This is a genomic window from Flavobacterium sp. (assembly GCF_031411595.1).
Classification (GTDB): domain Bacteria; phylum Bacteroidota; class Bacteroidia; order Flavobacteriales; family Flavobacteriaceae; genus Flavobacterium.
Window position 1 is genome coordinate 1 of sequence record NZ_JANOBI010000014.1, and the last position, 19375, is coordinate 19375.

The following is a 19375-nucleotide window of genomic DNA, read 5'->3' on the forward strand; positions in this document are numbered from 1 at the left end:
CAAAGACGCAAAGGCGCAAAATAAAAGTATTTTCTTATTTGTTTTTCTTTGATTGCATTTTTGCTTTCTGCATTTCGAGTTCTTTTCTCGATTGCTCGAGTTGTCTTCGTGCATCTTCCATTTCGCGTTTGGCATCTTGCATTTCTCTTTTGGCATTTTCCAGTTCGCGTTTGGCATCTTCCATTTCAGGTTTTCTTCTTTCGATGTCTCTCCGCGCACGCTCCATTTGTGGTCGCATTTTTTCAATTTGGATTTTGGCTTTTTTCATTTGCTCTTGAACATTCTCATCTGCATCATCGGAATCAAAATGAAAATTAAAATCCATACCGGCCAATGCTTCATCTACAATTTTATCGACATCAATATCAATACTTTCGCCATTGACTGTCATCGATATTTTCCCGTTTTTATCCTTGATTTTTTTAATAATCACTTTTTGAACTTTATCCGCAGGCATCGGTGCTTCCGGTGCTTCTGGTGGTTCCGGTCCTTCCGGTCCTTCAACAGCTTCAGGTGTTTCAGGAGCTTCGGGAGCTTCAGCAAAATCGGAACTGATTTCTACTATTTGTTCAACATCGTTACTTTCTTCATTGTTGGCATTTCCCTTTTTGAAAATTCGAATTTGTTTTGCATTGCCAAACCCGATAGCACCGTCGTCATTCTTAAAGAAACGAATCGGTTTTATAGGCTCATCGCCACTAATTTGCGATGTTCCGCTGTGTCCGTCTTTGTCTTTATAAACGGCTTTAATCGAGACAATTTCACCGGCACTGTTTCTTTTTATTTTAGAAAATTTCAACGAAATACCTTCCGCTTTAAGGCGCTCTGATTCTTTCTTGAGTTCATCGTCGGTGGTATTTTTATCGATAACTACAGCCACATCTTTTAAAGGCAGCATGCTCGGACTATTCGGCGCTTGCTTTTCCTGCGCGATAACATTGACTTGAAAATACAACAGAAACCCAATTAAGATGGGAATGATCAAAGCATACTTCCAAGAGTTCCATTTTTTTGATTGATTTTTGTTTAACATAACGATTCGTTTTTTGATTAATGATTGATAAAAAGGATTGGTAATGGCTACACAATTCTCATGTGTAGTGACTTTTAATAAGGTGATTTGATAGGATTTTTTATCGGATATATTTTTCAAAGCTTCACTGTCGGCTATAAATTCTAAATTCTGCAACATCGCTTTTTTATAAAACCATACGACAGGATTGTACCAAAAAGCAATGCAAAACAACCGCGAAATCAGCACATCGATAGAATGCATTTGCTCACAATGCACTTTTTCATGTGCGAGAATATTGTTGAGTTCCGTTTCATTAAATAAAGTCGAATTGTAAACGATGTAATTAAAATAAGAGAAAGGCGCTACTTTTTCATCCACATCAATGTATTTAAAATCGGCTTGCTGCTGCACCGTTTTACCTTTCAAAATCAATTTTAAATGTCTAAAATCAAACAGAAATTGACACAAGAAAACCAACAATCCCAATGCATAAACCGCTGCCAAAACCCAATACCAATTGATTTCAAAACTTTGCGTTGGAGTAGTAGTCGCCATCGGTAAATTATTATTCCAAGCATATAATTTAGGACTGGCTTCCACCAAAACAATTTTTTCAAAAGTCACCAAAGGCAAAATCACTGAAGTCAACAAACCCAAAAGTAAAAACCATCGGTTGCTGCTAAAAAACGTTTCCTTGCGCAACAAAAAATAGTAAGCCAAGTAAAACATGACCATCAAACCACTCGATTTCAGCAAATAAAAAAACAGATTTTCCATAGTTTATTTTTTTGAGTTGTCGTTTTCAATCATCTCCAAAATCTCGCGCAATTCTTCTGCAGAAATCTTTTCTTCCTTCGCAAAAAGCGACACCATATTCTTATACGAACTATTAAAATACGTGTCAATCGCAGTATTCATAAAGCGTTTGCGATATTCTTCCTTACTCACAATTGGAAAATATTGATGTGTATTTCCAAAAGCATGGTGCGACACAAAACCCTTCTCTTCAAGGTTTCGAACAATCGTAGAAAGCGTATTGTAATGCGGTTGTTCTTCAGAAATTTCGGCCATTACTTCTTTCACAAAAGCCTTTTCAAGCTTCCATAAAATGTGCATAATTTCTTCTTCTTTGTTGGTCAATTTTTGCATATTTTCTTTCTTGATTTTATTTTCTTGGTTCTATTATTAGGGCGTTACCACAAGGGTCGGGCTATCCAATACAATCTTTTGTGCCGAACACCGTCACAAAAGGATTTCCATTACTATCCCTAACGCAATATGAAATACCGAACATCCACTGGATGTTCTCCTCTATATATCATATCTAACGCAAACCAAACGTACAACTATATTTTTAGTTACACAACTACAAAAATAGTTATTTAACTAAAATTTAAGAGCAATTGATAATTGATTTTTGTTTTACCGTCACATTATCAAAAAGTTATAAAAGTTATTTGTCTTTTTATGTAACTGCTGTCATTCAAATTAATCGGAAATTTCATTAAAAATTATGAAGCCTAAAAAAACCAACCAAGAAAATGATAGTAAATTGCCCAAATCGCAAGCGCATATTATACTTGAAATTGTAGAATATGTTCCTGATTCGATTGTATGCAAAACGATCATTAAGAATAAAAACGGAAAATTGTCTGTAACTTCTTTTGATGAAGGTGAAAAGTTTTGCGAAAAACTTTCAGAGTATGAGACCTACGTTCAAGTCATCGATGGGAATGCGGCAGTCACGATTGACAATAAAGATTTGATACTCCATTTAGGAGAAAGCATCATCATTCCGGTGAATACTTTGCATTGTTTTAAAGCCAACGAACAATTTAAAATGATTACAACAATTATTAAACAAAGCGCTTAGAGGAATTATTAATTATAATCCGGTTTGTCGTTCGCTATTGCAAAGTTCCTAGATTTTTTTGGATAAGTTCCATACGATTTGTCACTCGGATTCACAATCACCGATTTAATTGTGATTTCGTCGCCCAGCACAAAGCCTTTCAACACCATTTGAAAATCCAACAGATATTCGCCGCAGAAGTAATTGCCTTGCTCATCTTTTTCTATAATTCCGGTGTAAATTCCTTTCGACATTGTATTTTTGTTTATTGTTGCTGCAAAACTACGCAATTCATGGCTATCAAAACCTATAACAGAACCAATTTTCACCGCCATACTTTTTGCGTTTTTCAAAAAGTAGATTTAGAAACGATAGAAAACAAAAAACCGGATTATAAAAGCAAGTCGGGTAGTAGTTACTATTTTACAGATGACGGCGTTTATCGTTTGTCAAACCATTGGGGCAGAGCTGCGAATTGTAAATGGCGATTGGCCGGAATGAATGTATCGAATGCATCAAGAACTAAAGTTGGATTTGCCTTGTGGAATTCGTTTTACAGCGACAACGACTCCGAAAAACACTACTTTATTGCTGTCGATTATGAAACGAAAACTGTTCAATACCAACACAAAGACAGCACTGATTTCAAAGCAATATTCATGCTTCGAACTGCGAGTGAAACTACAAAAATCATCAAAGAAATTCGAAATTTATTCACAAACGACAGTTGGGCTAAGCATTTTGAAATGCCCATCGATGTTTTGAGGAACACTATTATCGAGCAACTGATTACGACCAATGAACCGTTGATTGAAATCAAAAGAAAGCTTCGGAATTCGTTATAAATTTTGTTCTTCTCGAACAAGTTTTTTGAGCCAAATGCAACATGCAACAGCAACGAGCCCGACGAATCCCATAAACACCCAATTGACTTGATAGCCAAAATGGCTGATGATGTTCATCCCAGTTTTAGAACTCGCAATGTGCGCCAAACTAAAACTCATCGTAAACAATGCCATATATTTTCCTTCTTGCCCTTTTGGAGATCGACTCATAGCAAACGAATTCGAAAACGGGAAAATAAACATTTCACCAAAGGTCATCAAGATGATGCTGACGATTAAAACGCCGGCCCAAATATTCAATAATAGCACAAAGAAACTCAGCGCCATCAAGGTCGAACCCCAAAATATGATTTGCAATTTGTTGATTTTTTTTCGTTCGAAAATGGTGACGATTGGCATTTCTAAAAAGAAGATTAGCAATCCGTTGAGCGTCATAATCAACCCGGTTTGAAACTCGGTCAATCTATATTGCTCGTGATGGTATAATGGTAATGTGGTGAAAATTTGAAAGAAAACCATGGCTGTGGCGAAAGACACAAAAAGGAAAATCCAGTAAATTTTGTCTTTGAAAACTGAAGCCACCGGTATTTTTTCTAAATGCGATTGCGTGGCATCCTTAGGTTTTTTCTTCTCTTTGACCAATAAGGCAAAAATTAGAATGGCGATAATACAAGTAGCACCATCAGCCCAAAACAAACCTTGATAACCGATGCCCATAATAATCAATCCGCCTAAAGCCGGTCCTGCAGCGAATCCTAAATTAACAGCCAATCGAACTAAAGTCAAAGCCCGTGTGCGATTCTCAGGTTTGGCATAAGCAGTTAGCGAAACGAACATCGCCGGTCGAAACATATCGGCTACACTCATGATCAAAAACATACCGATGCACAATCCCCAAAAGGATGTGATAAATTGCAATACAAAAAAGCACAAACCGCTGGTGAATAAACTAAAAACCATGATTTTATAAAACCCGATTTTGTCCGATAATTTCCCGCCAAGCCAAGAGCCTAACATCGAACCCAAACCGAAACAAACCATAATCCAACCAACCTCGTTATAAGTAAAGCCCAAATCTTCTTTTAAATATTTGGATAGAAATGGCAGTACCATCGTGCCAGCACGGTTGATAAAAGTAATGATGGCCAGAATCCAAACTTCTCTACGAAATCCTTTGAAGTTGTCGATATACCGTTGAAAAGCTGCTTTAACCATGTCGGTAAAGGTAAAAACTTTGTGACAATCAATGTTGGTCTTGCATTAACTTTTACGTTATTTTTGCATAAAAAATAACAATGAAAAAATATGCCTTATTATTCTTTATTTGTGTAAGCTTTTTTGGTTATGCGCAAGAAAAATGGACCGTTGCTGAGGCACAAGCAAGTCAAAAGAAACTTAATGAAGAATTTGCAAATCCTAGTGAAAGTCCATTGACGGAAAAAGACTTGAAATATTTTAAGAGTTTAGATTTCTATCCGATTTCAGATAAGTTTGTGATTGAAGCAAGATTCATAAAAACAGAAAATGAAAAGGCTTTCAAAATGAAAACGTCTACAAAACGACTTCCCGAATATAAAAAATATGGAGAATTGCATTTTATGATAGATGGCAAAAAACTCAAACTCAATGTCTATCAAGATATTGAATTAGCAAAAAAACCAGGCTTTGAAGATTACCTTTTTCTGCCTTTTTCAGATTTGAGTTGCGGCAAGGAAAGTTATATTGGCGGACGTTATATTGATATGCGATTTCCAAAATACGATACGGTTTTGATCGATTTTAATACTGCTTACAATCCGTATTGCGCTTACAATCACAAGTATTCTTGTCCTATTGTTCCGCTTGAAAATGATTTGAATGTTGCGATTTTAGCCGGCGTTAAAAAATTTCATGACTAATGAAATACATCAATTTACATACGCATCAATTTTCTGACCGACACGATATCTTCGAGGTTGTGAATCAATATCCGCACGAGTTTGATGTGGCGATTCCGCATTACTCTATAGGCGTTCATCCATGGCAAATTGTCGAAAGCAGATTGGAAAATGACTTGTCAGTTTTAGAATCTAAATTAAAATTTGAAAATTGTTTGGCTGTTGGTGAATGTGGTTTAGATAAACGTATAGAAATCCCATTAGCGTTACAAATAGAGGTTTTCGAAAAGCAATTGTTATTGGCTGAGCGGTATAAAAAACCCGTGATTTTGCATTGTGTAGCCGCTTTTCAAGAAGTTATGGAAATCAAGAATACCTTAAAAATTTCGGTTCCTATGATCATTCACGGCTTTTCTAAAAATATAGAAACGGCGAAACAATTGCTCGACAATGGTTTTTATTTATCATTTGGAAAGTATTTACTCAGAAATCCGGAACTCGAATCGGTATTCGAAACTATTCCCAACAATCGTTTTTTCCTTGAAACGGATACTGTTGAAGAAAGTATCCGCGACGTTTATAAATTGGCAGCGCAATATAAAAACATGGAAGTGGAAGCATTGAAAGACATGATTCATGAAAATTTCAATCAAGTATTCTCGAACCATCCAATAATCTAAAATCTACAATCTAAAATCTAAAATCAAAAAATGGCAGCATGGACCGAAAGAGCCGAACTTTTATTTAAAAAAGAAGGTTTAGAAAAATTAAAAAACGCGAATGTTCTAATCGTTGGAGTAGGCGGTGTAGGCTCATTTGCAGCCGAATTCATTGCGCGCGCCGGCGTTGGAAAAATGACGATTGTTGATGGCGATGTGGTTGATATTACAAACATCAACAGACAATTGCCTGCTTTGCATTCGACCGTTGGAATGCCTAAAATTGATGTTGTTGGCGATCGATTGATGGATATTAATCCTGAATTGCAACTCACCAGAATCAAGGAATTTTTGTCACCCGAACGTGCTTTCGAAATCGTCACACCGGAATATGATTATGTCATGGATTGCATCGACAGTCTGACACCAAAACTCAATTTAATCACAGCTGCCAAACGCAAAAGAGTCAAAATTATCAGCAGTATGGGCGCCGGTGGCAAGATGGAAGCGAGTAAGGTGAAAGTGGCCGACATCAGCAATACAATCAATTGTTTTATGGCCAAAGCGATGAAAAAGAAACTCAAAGCGGTCAAAATCGATAAACTCAAAGTGGTTTTTTCTTCTGAAATTCAAGATGAATCGAGTATGAAAATGACCGATGGTTCTAATTTCAAAAAATCATTTTACGGCACCAACAGTTATATGCCTGCGTTGTTTGGTTTGCATGCCGCCGAAGCAGTGATTCGACATTTACTTAAATCAGAATAAACCTTAGTAACTCAGTGCCTCAGAACCTTAGCACCTTATGATACAAACCGTAATTTTCGATATGGATGGCGTCATCGTCGATACAGAACCTGTTCATCATTATGCCTATATTGAGCATTTTAAGCAACTCAATATTGATGTTTCTCCCGAAATGTATGCTTCGTTTACAGGCAATTCTACTAAAAATATTTATGAACGATTGAAAGGAATTTATGATTTGAAGCAAGACGTTCAACATTTGGTGGAGACGAAGCGCAATCTTTTCAATGATGCTTTCGACTCTAAGGAAGATTTGTATTTGTTGGAAGGTGTTGAAACATTAATAAAGGATTTGCATCGCAATGGTATGCAATTGATATTGGCTTCTTCATCAGCGAAGGTAACAATTGATCGGATTTTTAATCGATTTGGTTTGCATCAATATTTTACGCATTTGGTTTCGGGAGAAGATTTTCCACAATCGAAACCACATCCTGCTATTTTTGAACATGCCGCTTTTTTATCGCAAACGCCAAGAGAAAATTGTATTGTGATTGAAGACAGCACCAATGGAATCAAAGCGGCCAATGCTGCCGGAATTTATTGTATTGGTTATAATAGTGTGCATTCGAAAATGCAAGATTTATCAACGGCAGATCAAGTAATTCAGCGTTTTGATGAATTGAATTTTGAAGTGATTCGCAATATTGGGGTTTAATTTACCGCTTCTTTATAAACCCGAAGACATCGTTCCCTTGCAAACTTATGATCTACAATAGGTTTTGGGTATGTTAACTCTTCCAATTCCGGAACCCATTTTTTGATGTATTGTAAATCCTTATCAAACTTCTTGACTTGCTCCGTTGGATTGAATATTCTGAAATACGGAGCAGCATCAACGCCACAGCCGGCAGCCCATTGCCAATTTCCGACATTGCTCGCTTGTTCGTAATCGAGCAGTTTTTGTGCAAAATAAGTTTCACCCCAACGCCAATCGATAAGCAAATGTTTGCATAAAAAGCTCGCTACAATCATACGCACGCGGTTGTGCATGTGACCGGTAGCGTTGAGTTCACGCATACCAGCATCTACAAACGGATAACCTGTTTTACCTTCGCACCAATGTTGAAAGTCAATTTCATTATTATTCCATTGAATAGCATCGTATTTTGGTCTGAAACTTTGATTGGTGGTTTGCGGATAATGCCAAAGAATTTGCATGAAAAATTCCCGCCAAATAAGTTCATTCCAAAAAGTTTCGTTTCTTTCTTGAGTGGCTTTGGCTATCATTTTTCGAATACTTACTGCGCCAAATCTAAGGTGTGCTCCGAGATATGATGTTTTATTCAACGCCGGAAAATTTCGTGTTGCCTCATAATTTTGAAGCAAATCTTTCGAAATATCAAAAGGTGTTACTTTAATTTTTGATGTTTCAAAACCAATATCATTTAAGTTTAAAAACGGATAAGCATGGTCACATACATTATTCAACAAATTTTCTGAAGGATAAAATTCCCATACTATTTTTTTGAAATTTTCTTTCCATTTTTTGGAATAAGGAGTATACACAACATAAGGCGAACCGTCGTCTTTGGTCACTTCACTTTTCTCAAAAATCACTTGATCTTTAAAGCTTTTAAATTCGATATTCTTCGATTGTAAAAATTCATAAACTGCTTTGTCGCGCTTTCTAGCATAAGGCTCGTAATCGCGGTTGGCGTAAAGGGTATCAATCGAATTTTCAGCTACTAACTTTTGGAAAATGGCTAAAGGTTCGCCATAAAAAACCGCCAATGACCTTCCATGAAGTTTCAACTGTGCATTAATTTTCGATAATAATTCATGAATGAAAGTCACACGAGCATCATCTTTAGAAAGCTGTTCTAAAATACTTTCATCAAAAATAAAAATGGGTAAAACCGATGCGTTATTTTTCAAAGCTTCAAAAAAACCGTTGTTATCTTCAATACGCAAATCGCGGCGAAACCAAAATAGAGTCATTTTTTTTAATTAAAAATTACGAATTTACTAGTAATGTCGACATGCCGCCATCAACATGCAAGACTTGACCTGAAATCCACGATGCTTTTTCACTGAGTAAAAATACGGCCATTTGCGCTACATCTTCGGGTTGACCAAAGCGTTTTAACGGATGTCTTTCTGCGGATTTCTCCTGTTTGACTTCATTGTTTAAAAACTTATCGGCGAGCGGCGTATCGGTTAATGAAGGCGCAATGACATTCACTCTAATCTTCGGAGCATACTCGGCAGCGAGTGCTTTTGCAAAACCTTCTACAGCACCTTTGGCAGCAGCAACACTCGTGTGAAAAGGCATTCCCATTGTGGCGGCTACACTGCTAAACAATACGATACTCGATTGATTGGAAGCTGTTAGTTGTGGTAAAATGGTTTGGATCACTTTTACGATATTCAAGAAATTGATTTGCAGATCACTTTCAAAAGTGTCTATTTTCAATCCTTTAAATGGTCTTAGGTTGATACTTCCGGGACAATATACCAAACCATCAATGACAGCGGGTAATTTTGAAACATCTAAAGTATCGGAATTGGCATCAAAAGGAATGTGGGTTACATTCAAATCGCTTAAATTTTCAGCAGTTCTCGACGCTACAAAAACGTTGTTGTTATTGTTTAATTCTTTGGCTATGGCTAGACCAATTCCGTAGGAACCGCCTATGAGGAGTATGTTTTTCATATCAGTTTAATTCACCAAAAAGGGCTATTAATTTCTTGTGACGGTAGTCAAAAATCTCATCTAGTTTGGGTTTAACAATGATCGGATGCATCAATTGCCCGATAATGCCCATTGGAATTTTATAATCGATGACGTCTTCCATTTCGACACCTCCTGGAATTTCTTTTAAAAAATGCTTGTGATGCCAAAACGAATAAGGTCCGAAACGTTGTTCATCTACAAAAAAATGACCTTCTTCAACATGAGTTATTTCAGTAACCCATTTGGTTTTAATGCCCAAAACCGGCGTTACTATGTATTGAATCACTTGACCTGCGAACATGGGTTTGTCTGCACCGGATTCAATAATAAATCCCATATAATCAGGTGTTATTATTTTTAAGTTTTTAGGATTTGATAGAAATTCCCATGCTTCTTGTATGGATATTGGCAAATTTTGTTTGCTGGATTTAGTGTAAATTTTCATCTGTATAATTTCATACAAAGGTATCAATTTTTGTTTAAAGATTGTGCAAAAAAATTAAACAAAAATTTTATTCAATTAAGTATTTCTTAACAGAATTTCAAACCCGAATTACTATTTTTGGATAAACTAAAACAACAATCCTATGAAAAAAATTATGTTAGTAGTGGCTATTGTATTCAGTACTTTGAATATTAATGCCCAAGTAAAAACTCCGGCTCCAAGTCCGAAATCAACTTTAGAACAAATGGTTGGTTTAACACAAGTTACTATTGAATATTCGCGTCCGAGTAAAAAAGGAAGAACCGTTTTTGGTGATTTGGTTCCTTACGGAAAATTATGGAGAACCGGTGCCAATGAAAACACCACAATTACTTTTTCTGACGACGTGGTGATTAATGGCCAGACTTTGAAAAAAGGAAAGTATGCCTTATATACGACTCCAAAAGTAGATATTTGGGAAGTAATTTTCTATTCTGATACTGACAATTGGGGAACTCCGGAAAATTGGGATGCTAAAAAAGTAGCGCTGACAACCAATGTTGATGCGCAAATGTTGACCAATAACGTCGAATCATTTACGATGGGAATCAACAATTTGGATAACAATTTTGCCAATTTAGAATTGTCATGGGAGAAAACATTTGTGACTTTAAAATTTGAAGTGCCAACACAAAAAACGGCGATGGCCAGTATTGATAAAGCCTTGGCAGGCCCAACATCTGGGGATTATTTTTCATCAGCACAATATTTCTATCAATCGAATGGTGATTTGAATAAAGCTTTAGAATATGTGAATAAAGCCATCGATATGAACAAAGACAAACCGTTTTGGTATACCAGACAGAAATCATTAATTCAGGCGAAATTGGGCGACAAGAAAGGTGCTATTGAAACTGCAAAAATATCTTTGGCTGCTGCAACGACAGCTAAAAATAATGATTATGTAAAAATGAATAACGACAGTATTGCTGAGTGGAGTAAGAAATAGTCAAGCTTAAGTTAAAAAAAAACCGTCCCGTTATTATAACGGGACGGTTTTTTTATGAAGTAATTTCACGTTTTTTTGGTAAAGTATATTGCAGGATAATCGAAAGCATTAAAGTCAACATGGCGCCAATAAAATTAAGCCAAAGGAAACTCACGATATCCAAATAATAAATATAAAATATCAACAATTGGCTGATCACTGCGCCCCAAAATATGGCTTTTGCTTGCACGAATTTGATGTAAAACCCAACGAGAAATATTCCCAAAACAGTTCCGTAAAATATAGAGCCGACAATATTCACAAGTTGAATTAAATTCTCGAAAAGTGTACCCACACAAGCAAATAAAATCGCGATGATTCCCCAAAGTAAAGTGAAAAATTTAGTAGCGTTGACAAAATGTTTTTCTGATTTTACTCCACTGACATTGCGTTTGTATATATCAATCGCAGTCGTCGAAGCCAAAGCGTTAATTCCCGAAGCCGTTGATGACATGGCGGCTGAAAGTATCACTGCGAGTAACAAACCAATCAACCCTTTCGGAAGATAATTCAAAATAAAATGAATGAAGACATAATCTTTGTCGTTGGTTTCGGCTTTACCATCCGCTTTTGTAATGACTTCGCGCGCCTGATCTCGCAAATCGTTTTCTTTATTTGAAATGGCTACCAATTCTTTTCTCAAAATCGGATTGTCATAATTCTGATTCAAATGGTCGATGTAAATCAGGTTGATTTCTTTTTTCTCTTCCGATAATTTGCTGAGTTTTTGTTCTAAAGTATGATATTCGTCTTTGTATTTTGAATGCTCAATAATCACTTTGTTGTTCGGATTGAAATTCAAAGGCACCGGATTGAATTGAAAAAAAACAAAAACCATCACGCCAATCAACAAGATGAAGAACTGCATCGGCACTTTCAAAAAACCATTCATAATCAATCCCATTTGACTTTCGCGAATAGATTTCCCCGACAAATAACGTCCAACTTGCGATTGATCTGTTCCGAAATAGGAGAGTGCCAAGAAAAATCCACCGGTGATTCCGCTCCAAAAAGTATAGCGCGTTTCGGGATCTATAGAAAAATCAACGATGTCCATTTTGTGATTGGCGCCTGCAATATGCAACGCATTACTAAAAGTCATATCGTTTGGCAGCAGATGCAGAATCAGAAAAAAGGTGATAAACATACCCGACATGATGACGAACATTTGCTGTTTTTGGGTGACATTTACGGCTTTGGTTCCGCCAGCGAAAGTGTATATAATCACTAAAACGCCAATGATAATATTCATCAGAGTCAAATTCCAACCCAACAATGCTGACAAAATAATCGCCGGTGCATAAATTGTCAAACCGGTTCCCAAGCCTCTTTGAATCAGAAATAAAATGGCGGCTAACGAACGTGTTTTCAAATCGAAACGTTGTTCCAAATATTCGTACGCTGTAAACACTTTGAGCCTGTGATAAATCGGAATAAAGGTTACACAAATCACCACCATCGCCAAAGGCAAACCGAAATAAAACTGCACGAATCCCATTCCGTCATGATATGCTTGACCCGGTGTTGATAGGAAAGTAATCGCACTGGCTTGGGTAGCCATGACTGAAAGCCCAACGACATACCAAGGCGTTTCGTTGTTTCCTAATATATAATCTTCCACATTTTTGCTGCCTTTGGTTTTCCATACGCCGTAAAAAACGATGAAAAGTAATGTGGCTGAAAGTACAATCCAATCTAACTGTTGCATGTTATGAAAATATAAGCATGATTAAACAAAAAAGCAGAATGTAGACTGCATTGGCAATCAATACCCAAGTGTAACTTTTTTTCCAGCTGGTACGTTTTTGGATCATGTTGTATTATTTTAATGAAATCATATTCGCCATCAATCGATATGCTCCAGAAACACCTTCGGGCAATTCTCTGAAAAAACTCAATCCAGTATAAATGTAATTTCCTTTGCCACATTTTGCTACTAAAATAGCACCTTTTTTAGGAGTTTCGCCTTTGTCATTCGAAGCAATAATTGGTGTAAAAGCCGCATCCCATTCGTTCGGATAATACAAACCTTGCTCTTGTTTCCAACCTTCAAAGTCTTTAGTAGTGATGGTATTTGGGGTATTTAAAATCGGATGTTGTGGTGCTAAAAAAGTAACGGTTGCATTTTCTTCGGTAACACGATCGCGCGAAACTTTCATTGGAAACGGCGCGATATTCGGTGTCACAAAATCATCAAGTGTGTTGTATTGTGCAATCATCGTGTGTCCTGATTTTACAAAATCAAATAGAATATCTTGTTTGAATGCTAAGGCTTGAACAGTATTGTAAGCGCGAATTCCGGTCATCACAACATTAAAATTGAGTAGTTTCTCAGCAGTAATTTCTTCAGGTTTGATAATCGATACGTCATAACCCATTTGAGTCAAACATTTCGGAACTTCATCGCCGGCGCCCATGATGTAAGCGATTTTTTCTTTCCCGATTTTGATGTCGAGTTTAATCAATTTCGCTTCTGAAGGTTTTAATACTTGTTGCTTGGCAATGTGTTCGTAATTGATGTTGTATTGCTCTTTGTCGAAACGCTTTCCATCAACAATGGCAATGCATTTCGCTGTAATTTCTTCCGCATTTTTGGGCGGCGTTATTTGAAATGCAACGGTTTGTTCTTCGCCTTTTTTGGTTAATGTGAATGGAATCGATTGCGGTGTATGTTTCCAGTTTTCAGGCAATTCCAATTGCAAATCGCCTTTGATATTGTCTTTTCCGGATTTGATCTTAACTTCAATCGTTTTGGTTTTTCCATCGTTGAAAAGCACGACTTTATTTTTAATCGATGTTGTCACGTCGGGAACAATATCGAGCGGTTTGTAGACTTCGCCTTTCACATCATCATTCGTTTTATAAACGACTTCGCGTTCAAAAGGAATCACAACATCATTGATGGCAACATTAAAAGTCACTTTAACTTCTCGAATCACATCAGGTTTTCCAATATTGTTTTGATCATCCACGCGATACATGCCGACCGTTCCTTTTTCAGCAAGCCAGTATGGTTGTGTGTATGTTATGGATTCCGGTACATTAAATTCTAAATCAAAATTCTGTAAAGTATTGGTTTTTAAATCCGATTGTGGAATGCTGGCGTTGGAAGTTGGAAAAGTACTAACGCTGGTCAATTGCATCGGCACGGCACTTCTGTTGATGGCTTCTAATTTTATTTTTAATGTTGCATTTGGAGTCAATTCCTGATTGTTTGCGACCGCTTCAAGATACAAGCCCGAGCAAGCAGCAATGATTTTTTTGATTTCTTCGGATTTGATGGTTTTCCAATGCGTGTCGTCTAGTTTGATGATTAATGAATACGCTTTCACCAAATCAGGAATACTGGTTTGAGGATTTTTAAAATCGAAGTTTTTCTCTACATTCGACAGTAAATCACCAATGGCTTTTCCGCCTTTGACACGATTCCAACTCGTATCGATTCCTTCAAAAATATTCGATTTAGCTTCGCTCAGTTCGGCTGCGCCTCGGGTGTCTTGTGGAGTTTCTCCTTTTAGAAGTTCTAAATATTCTTGTTCATCGCCACGCGTTCCGGTGCTTCCGAAACCTTGTGATTGGTGTCGACTTCTGCTTAATGCCGCGATTTCCTGATTCGATTTCCCTAACGATGGATAATAAACGCCAATACTCAAAGCCATTAAGTTCGATTTATCAGTTTTTTCGAATTTTTCTTTGCTGCCATAAAACCACCATGAAGTATTGAAAAACGCACGTTTGGGTTGCCATACACCAACAGAAGTTAATTGATTTGGAAAGATATTAGGATTGTTCGATTGGTCGAAAGCTTCTAAACTCAATATGGCAGATGATGTGTGATGGCCGTGTGTAGTGCCTGGTGATCTTGCATCAAAACGATTGATAATCACATCAGGTTGAAATTTTCGAATCACATAAATGATATCGCTGAGCACTTGTTCCTTATTCCATATCGCGAGTGTTTCGTCAGGGTTTTTAGAATATCCGAAATCATTGGCGCGTGAAAAGAACTGCTCACCACCATCAATCTTTCGGGCTTCGATGAGTTCTTGCGTACGAATCACGCCTAACAATTCACGCAATTCGGGACCGATTAAATTTTGTCCGCCATCGCCTCGTGTTAAAGATAAATACCCGGTTCGTGCTTTTTTCTCGTTGGATAAATACGAAATCAATCGTGTGTTTTCATCGTCTGGATGTGCGGCGATATAAAGTACAGAACCCAGGAAATTTAATTTTTGAATTTGATTGTAAATCGCAACCGCATCAGGTTTTTGAGGCTGTTGCGCAATGCTATTGGGAATAGAAAAAATAATGAGAAAAAGAATCGTGAAGTAAAGCTTTTGCATAGAGAATTCGTTAATGAGCTATAGCTTCAAATGTAGTAATTAAATAAAAGTGGGTGTTTTATTTAATTTGACTTTAACATTATTTTTTAGGTTATGAATGCATAAATTAAAAAATAAAATAGGTGGATTTGTGTCTTAGACAATTATCATCAATCATAGATTTTCGTTTGTTTGATAAATTAGTAGGATGCAACTTATAAAACGGCATCATGGTTTTATTAAGAAGAAACCTTGCACAAAAAAACAGAATCCAAAACAATCAAGCGAGGTATAGGAATATTAGAACATTTGACAAGGTTTCCTTTGTTTCATAAAAATGATTAGAGGAATTAGCAGGATTCATTTTTCAAATGATCCTCTAGGGGGAAACCTTGCACAAAAAAACAGAATCCAAAACAATCAAGCGAGCTTGTTGTTTTGGATTCTTATTTTTTTGTGGGGAGAGCAGGATTCGAACCTGCGAAGTTCACACAGCAGATTTACAGTCTGCCCTCGTTGGCCGCTTGAGTATCTCCCCATTATTTTGGTTTCAAAAGCATGCAAATATAGAAACAGTTTTGGTGTTTGCAAATTTATATCAAACTTAAATCGGAACTTATTTTTAAGGAATTGACATTGAATACAATAAAAAAATCCCCAATAAGGAGATTTCTTTATATTCAGATTATAAATGGTATTATTTTAAAAGTTCTGCCACTTTAGCTTTCAACTCTGCGCCTCTTAAATCTTTAGCAACAACTTTTCCTGAAGCATCCAATACGAATGTTGATGGAATCAATTTGATGCCATAAGAATTAGCAATCGGGTCTTCAAAGTTTTTTAAATTAGAAACTTGTGCCCAAGTCAATTGATCTTTTGCAATAGCTTCTTTCCACTTGGTTCCGTCTTCATCTAACGAAACACTAATGATGTTCAATCCTTTTGCATGAAATTCTTTATACAATGTTACCATATTGGGGTTTTCAGCACGACATGGTTTGCACCAAGATGCCCAAAAATCAATCACAGTTACTTTTCCCATGTTTTCTTTAAGAGAAACCGTTTTTCCTTGAGGATTTGGTGCTGAAAAATCTGGAGCCACACCACCAATTTCAACTTTATCAACATTCACAACAGGTTTGAGTAATTCGTCTAATTGTTTTTTGATTTTTTTACCGTGTTTGGTATCTTTTACTTCTTTATCCAAACCATCATAAAACTTTTTGATTTTAGTTACATCAGGAGCCATTTGGTTGAACATACCTTCAATAATCAAAGCAGCAATAAATGCCTTTGGGTGCGAACCAACATATTCATCAGATTGCTTAACAAATTCATCTTGAAATTTGCTGTATTCTTTTCTCAAGCTATTCATCACCACAGTATCTTTGGTTTGTTGTGCTTGCGTCATTTTAACAGTATTGTCTTTTTGGAATTTCATCATTTTTTTCTGAATGGCGATTCCTTTGTCTTTATAACTGTTTAATTCTTCATTATTGTATGTCCCAGTCACTTTAGTGATATTGATACTGTCTTTGTTGATGTTCATTTCAATATCACCATTTTCCAAAATGAATGGTATTTTACCTTGAACGGTTTCGATATTGATTAAATACATTTCAGGTTCTTTAGCATTTCCTTTGAAAGTAAATTTCCCTTTTTCGATTTTTACGGTATCCATTGGTTTCAATGCACCGGTTTCATCTTGAACTTCTAAAGTAACTGATTTTCCATCAGCAATACCTTTGATAGTTCCGGTAACGATATATTCATTTTCACCCGCTTTATTACAAGAAATCAATACGGTAATGGCTGCAATAACTAAAAGAATTTTTTTCATTCGTTTTTTTTGAGTTTTGAAATTAAGTCTGCTAAAGTATTTAAAATTATAAACAACGACTATTTATAAGTCATATTTTTTTGTTATAATTAAGTATGGGTTATTTAATGGTGGATGGACATACAAAGTGTGTCAACTTTACATTGGTATTGCGAATGCCAACGATGCCTTTTTCTACATTAATCAAATTATGAAATCCTCTTGATTTTAATATAGAAGCCATGATAACAGAACGATAACCACCCGCGCAATGCAAATAGAAATCATCATTTTTAGGAACCATCGAAAAATTACTATTGATGGTGTCTAATGGAATATTCAAAGCATTTTCAACATGCTCCGCTTCAAATTCACTTGGCTTTCTAGCATCGACAATTAGGCTTTCGGCGGTCATTTCTTTTGCAAATTGCTCGGGTAAAATCGAAACAATCGAATCCGTTTCAAAACCCGCTTGTTCCCATGCTGCAATACCGCCTTTGAGATATCCCAACACATGATCAAAACCAACTCTCGACAATCGAGTAATCGTTTCTTCTTCTTTATTTTCAGGTGTAACGATCAGAATTTCCTGATTGACATTGCCTAACAAAGCACCAACCCATGGCGCAAAATTGCCTTGAATGCCAATGAATATTGCATTTGGAATATGACCTTTCACAAAATCATCTTCATGACGTACATCCAAAATAACGGCTTCGGATTGGTTGGCCAGCATTTCAAATTCCTGTGGTGTTAAAGCTTTGTTAGATTTTTCTATAATCGAATCCAAGCTTGCATAGCCTTGAATATTCAGCATCACATTTTGTGGAAAATAAGCCGGTGGCAAACCCAAACCATCCAATAATTCTTTAGTGAATTCTTCTTTAGTCATATCAGCCCTGAGTGCATAATTGGTCGCCTTTTGATTGCCCAACGTATCGGTAGTTTCTTTGCTCATGTTTTTTCCGCAAGCACTTCCCGCACCATGACTTGGATACACAATTAAATCATCAGATAAAGGCATGATTTTATGGCGCAAGGAATCAAACAAATACGAAGCTAATTTTTCTTGGGTTAAATCTTCAACGAGCGTTTGGGCTAAATCCGGTCTGCCCACATCACCAATAAATAAAGTGTCACCTGAGAACAATGCATGATCTTTTCCATTTTCATCTATCAACAAAAACGAAGTGCTTTCCATTGTATGTCCCGGCGTATGCAGTACTTTAATTTTTATATCACCCAGTTCAAACACCTGTTCGTCTTTTGCTGATACACATTTAAACTCACAGGCTGCATTGGGCCCGTACACAATTGGTGCCCCGGTTTTTCTGCTCAGGTCCACATGCCCACTTACAAAGTCTGCATGAAAATGGGTTTCAAAAATATACTTCAGTTTTACTTTGTCTTTTGCAAGCCTGTCCATATATGGTTGAATTTCCCTTAATGGATCTATGATGGCAGCCTCGCCATTGCTGGTAATGTAATACGCTCCCTGTGCAAGGCAGCCGGTATAAATTTGTTCTATCGTCATAATTTTTTATTTTAATAGATGCTGCAAAGTTGATATTAATATTTTACCTGTATGGTTTAAACCTGTAAGGTTTCAGCAAAAAACTTCTCATCGTAATTTCTTTTACTAAACCTTATAGGTTTTGAAATGACTTAGGCAAACACCGTTTCTTTCAGCATGATGTAAATGCCCATTGCCAGTACAAACCAGCCAAAAGCAGGTTTTAGTTTGGCCCCGTCCACATTTTTTGATAACCGCATGCCGATAAAAATTCCTGCAATGGCGAATGCTGCAATGGTAAAAAGAAAAGACCAGTGAACTGCAACATGGCTGGCAGAGCTAAAAAATCCCAGTAAAGAATTGGCAGCGATGATGAACAAAGAAGTGCCGATGGCTTCTTTCATTGGCAGCTTCAGCATAAACACCAATGCCGGAATGATCATGAACCCGCCGCCGGCGCCAATAAGCCCGGTGACAATACCCACCGCAAATCCCTGTACTACTATCAGGGAAT

General features: G+C 36.7%; 19 protein-coding genes and 1 tRNA gene. 7 read left to right on the forward strand and 13 right to left on the reverse strand.

Annotated elements, in window-relative coordinates; genetic code table 11:
* Positions 1 to 34: 34 nt before the first annotated feature.
* Positions 35 to 1792, reverse strand: coding sequence for a M56 family metallopeptidase (locus RMO03_RS02480; protein WP_309640502.1), 1758 nt, complete (start codon positions 1790 to 1792; stop codon positions 35 to 37).
* A 3-nt stretch (positions 1793 to 1795) separates the two neighbouring features.
* Positions 1796 to 2164: a BlaI/MecI/CopY family transcriptional regulator gene (locus RMO03_RS02485; RefSeq protein WP_309640503.1), complete on the reverse strand. Its 369-nt coding sequence runs from the start codon at positions 2162 to 2164 to the stop codon at positions 1796 to 1798.
* A 364-nt stretch (positions 2165 to 2528) separates the two neighbouring features.
* Between RMO03_RS02485 and RMO03_RS02490 the strand changes: the two genes are divergently transcribed.
* Positions 2529 to 2888 carry a cupin domain-containing protein gene (locus tag RMO03_RS02490; RefSeq protein WP_309640504.1) on the forward strand — a complete coding sequence of 120 codons (360 nt, stop codon included), beginning with the start codon at positions 2529 to 2531 and terminating at the stop codon, positions 2886 to 2888.
* Positions 2889 to 2896: 8 nt separating this feature from the next.
* On the opposite strand, the gene RMO03_RS02495 is transcribed toward RMO03_RS02490, so the two are convergent.
* Positions 2897 to 3121: a hypothetical protein gene (locus tag RMO03_RS02495; RefSeq protein WP_309640505.1), complete on the reverse strand. Its 225-nt coding sequence runs from the start codon at positions 3119 to 3121 to the stop codon at positions 2897 to 2899.
* 39 nt (positions 3122 to 3160) lie between these two features.
* Here RMO03_RS02495 and RMO03_RS02500 point away from each other — a divergent pair, with 39 nt between their 5' ends.
* Positions 3161 to 3712, forward strand: coding sequence for a hypothetical protein (locus RMO03_RS02500; protein ID WP_309640506.1), 552 nt, complete (start codon positions 3161 to 3163; stop codon positions 3710 to 3712).
* On the opposite strand, the gene RMO03_RS02505 is transcribed toward RMO03_RS02500, so the two are convergent.
* A complete protein-coding gene (locus RMO03_RS02505) occupies positions 3707 to 4927 on the reverse strand; it encodes an MFS transporter (RefSeq protein WP_309640507.1) in 1221 nt (406 codons plus the stop codon). The two genes, RMO03_RS02500 and RMO03_RS02505, sit on opposite strands and share 6 nt — an antisense overlap.
* An 80-nt stretch (positions 4928 to 5007) precedes the next feature.
* Between RMO03_RS02505 and RMO03_RS02510 the strand changes: the two genes are divergently transcribed.
* Genes RMO03_RS02510 through RMO03_RS02525 form a run of 4 tightly spaced genes read left to right on the forward strand, consistent with a single transcriptional unit; the run spans position 5008 to position 7713 of the window.
* A complete protein-coding gene (locus tag RMO03_RS02510) occupies positions 5008 to 5610 on the forward strand; it encodes a DUF1684 domain-containing protein (RefSeq protein WP_309640508.1) in 603 nt (200 codons plus the stop codon).
* Positions 5610 to 6269, forward strand: a complete 660-nt coding sequence (locus tag RMO03_RS02515; RefSeq protein WP_309640509.1) for a TatD family hydrolase — start codon at positions 5610 to 5612, stop codon at positions 6267 to 6269. The genes RMO03_RS02510 and RMO03_RS02515 overlap by 1 nt, the downstream gene beginning before the upstream one ends.
* A gap of 30 nt (positions 6270 to 6299) precedes the next feature.
* Positions 6300 to 7016, forward strand: a complete 717-nt coding sequence (locus RMO03_RS02520) for a tRNA threonylcarbamoyladenosine dehydratase (protein WP_309640510.1) — start codon at positions 6300 to 6302, stop codon at positions 7014 to 7016.
* Positions 7017 to 7053: 37 nt separating this feature from the next.
* On the forward strand, positions 7054 to 7713 hold the full coding sequence (locus tag RMO03_RS02525) for an HAD family hydrolase (protein ID WP_309640511.1): 660 nt from the start codon (positions 7054 to 7056) through the stop codon (positions 7711 to 7713).
* On the opposite strand, the gene RMO03_RS02530 is transcribed toward RMO03_RS02525, so the two are convergent.
* Genes RMO03_RS02530 through RMO03_RS02540 form a run of 3 tightly spaced genes read right to left on the reverse strand, consistent with a single transcriptional unit; the run spans position 7710 to position 10177 of the window.
* Entirely contained in the window at positions 7710 to 8996 is a 1287-nt protein-coding gene (locus RMO03_RS02530) for a deoxyribodipyrimidine photo-lyase (protein WP_309640512.1), read from the reverse strand. The genes RMO03_RS02525 and RMO03_RS02530 overlap by 4 nt on opposite strands.
* Before the next feature lie 16 nt (positions 8997 to 9012).
* On the reverse strand, positions 9013 to 9711 hold the full coding sequence (locus RMO03_RS02535; RefSeq protein ID WP_309640513.1) for an SDR family oxidoreductase: 699 nt from the start codon (positions 9709 to 9711) through the stop codon (positions 9013 to 9015).
* Between the two features lies 1 nt (position 9712).
* A complete protein-coding gene (locus RMO03_RS02540) occupies positions 9713 to 10177 on the reverse strand; it encodes an SRPBCC family protein (RefSeq protein ID WP_309640514.1) in 465 nt (154 codons plus the stop codon).
* 142 nt (positions 10178 to 10319) lie between these two features.
* Between RMO03_RS02540 and RMO03_RS02545 the strand changes: the two genes are divergently transcribed.
* Positions 10320 to 11165, forward strand: a complete 846-nt coding sequence (locus tag RMO03_RS02545) for a DUF2911 domain-containing protein (RefSeq protein WP_309640515.1) — start codon at positions 10320 to 10322, stop codon at positions 11163 to 11165.
* A gap of 52 nt (positions 11166 to 11217) precedes the next feature.
* On the opposite strand, the gene RMO03_RS02550 is transcribed toward RMO03_RS02545, so the two are convergent.
* From RMO03_RS02550 to RMO03_RS02575, 6 genes are all read right to left on the reverse strand, one after another.
* A complete protein-coding gene (locus RMO03_RS02550; protein WP_309640516.1) occupies positions 11218 to 12912 on the reverse strand; it encodes a sodium:solute symporter family transporter in 1695 nt (564 codons plus the stop codon).
* A 112-nt stretch (positions 12913 to 13024) separates the two neighbouring features.
* The gene (locus tag RMO03_RS02555; RefSeq protein ID WP_309640517.1) at positions 13025 to 15550 is read right to left on the reverse strand and encodes a PIG-L family deacetylase; all 2526 of its coding nucleotides are present in this window, start codon (positions 15548 to 15550) and stop codon (positions 13025 to 13027) included.
* 436 nt (positions 15551 to 15986) lie between these two features.
* Positions 15987 to 16067: transfer RNA gene (locus tag RMO03_RS02560), tRNA-Tyr, on the reverse strand.
* 159 nt (positions 16068 to 16226) lie between these two features.
* A complete protein-coding gene (locus RMO03_RS02565) occupies positions 16227 to 17369 on the reverse strand; it encodes a redoxin domain-containing protein (RefSeq protein WP_309640518.1) in 1143 nt (380 codons plus the stop codon).
* Positions 17370 to 17469: 100 nt separating this feature from the next.
* Positions 17470 to 18882, reverse strand: a complete 1413-nt coding sequence (locus RMO03_RS02570; protein ID WP_309640519.1) for an MBL fold metallo-hydrolase — start codon at positions 18880 to 18882, stop codon at positions 17470 to 17472.
* 131 nt (positions 18883 to 19013) lie between these two features.
* The coding region (locus RMO03_RS02575) for a sulfite exporter TauE/SafE family protein (protein ID WP_309640520.1) at positions 19014 to 19375 on the reverse strand (362 nt) is incomplete at its 5' end.

What these genes read in the sequence shown, in the direction of transcription:
- RMO03_RS02540 (WP_309640514.1), bottom strand. Translation starts at nt 10,177, where the DNA reads ATGAAAATTTACACTAAATCCAGCAAACAAAATTTGCCAATATCCATA.
- RMO03_RS02545 (WP_309640515.1), top strand. Translation starts at nt 10,320, where the DNA reads ATGAAAAAAATTATGTTAGTAGTGGCTATTGTATTCAGTACTTTGAAT.
- RMO03_RS02515 (WP_309640509.1), top strand. Translation starts at nt 5,610, where the DNA reads ATGAAATACATCAATTTACATACGCATCAATTTTCTGACCGACACGAT.
- RMO03_RS02535 (WP_309640513.1), bottom strand. Translation starts at nt 9,711, where the DNA reads ATGAAAAACATACTCCTCATAGGCGGTTCCTACGGAATTGGTCTAGCC.
- RMO03_RS02490 (WP_309640504.1), top strand. Translation starts at nt 2,529, where the DNA reads ATGAAGCCTAAAAAAACCAACCAAGAAAATGATAGTAAATTGCCCAAA.
- RMO03_RS02505 (WP_309640507.1), bottom strand. Translation starts at nt 4,927, where the DNA reads ATGGTTAAAGCAGCTTTTCAACGGTATATCGACAACTTCAAAGGATTT.
- RMO03_RS02500 (WP_309640506.1), top strand. Translation starts at nt 3,161, where the DNA reads ATGGCTATCAAAACCTATAACAGAACCAATTTTCACCGCCATACTTTT.
- RMO03_RS02565 (WP_309640518.1), bottom strand. Translation starts at nt 17,369, where the DNA reads ATGAAAAAAATTCTTTTAGTTATTGCAGCCATTACCGTATTGATTTCT.
- RMO03_RS02550 (WP_309640516.1), bottom strand. Translation starts at nt 12,912, where the DNA reads ATGCAACAGTTAGATTGGATTGTACTTTCAGCCACATTACTTTTCATC.
- RMO03_RS02495 (WP_309640505.1), bottom strand. Translation starts at nt 3,121, where the DNA reads ATGTCGAAAGGAATTTACACCGGAATTATAGAAAAAGATGAGCAAGGC.
- RMO03_RS02525 (WP_309640511.1), top strand. Translation starts at nt 7,054, where the DNA reads ATGATACAAACCGTAATTTTCGATATGGATGGCGTCATCGTCGATACA.
- RMO03_RS02530 (WP_309640512.1), bottom strand. Translation starts at nt 8,996, where the DNA reads ATGACTCTATTTTGGTTTCGCCGCGATTTGCGTATTGAAGATAACAAC.
- RMO03_RS02555 (WP_309640517.1), bottom strand. Translation starts at nt 15,550, where the DNA reads ATGCAAAAGCTTTACTTCACGATTCTTTTTCTCATTATTTTTTCTATT.
- RMO03_RS02510 (WP_309640508.1), top strand. Translation starts at nt 5,008, where the DNA reads ATGAAAAAATATGCCTTATTATTCTTTATTTGTGTAAGCTTTTTTGGT.
- RMO03_RS02480 (WP_309640502.1), bottom strand. Translation starts at nt 1,792, where the DNA reads ATGGAAAATCTGTTTTTTTATTTGCTGAAATCGAGTGGTTTGATGGTC.
- RMO03_RS02520 (WP_309640510.1), top strand. Translation starts at nt 6,300, where the DNA reads ATGGCAGCATGGACCGAAAGAGCCGAACTTTTATTTAAAAAAGAAGGT.
- RMO03_RS02570 (WP_309640519.1), bottom strand. Translation starts at nt 18,882, where the DNA reads ATGACGATAGAACAAATTTATACCGGCTGCCTTGCACAGGGAGCGTAT.
- RMO03_RS02485 (WP_309640503.1), bottom strand. Translation starts at nt 2,164, where the DNA reads ATGCAAAAATTGACCAACAAAGAAGAAGAAATTATGCACATTTTATGG.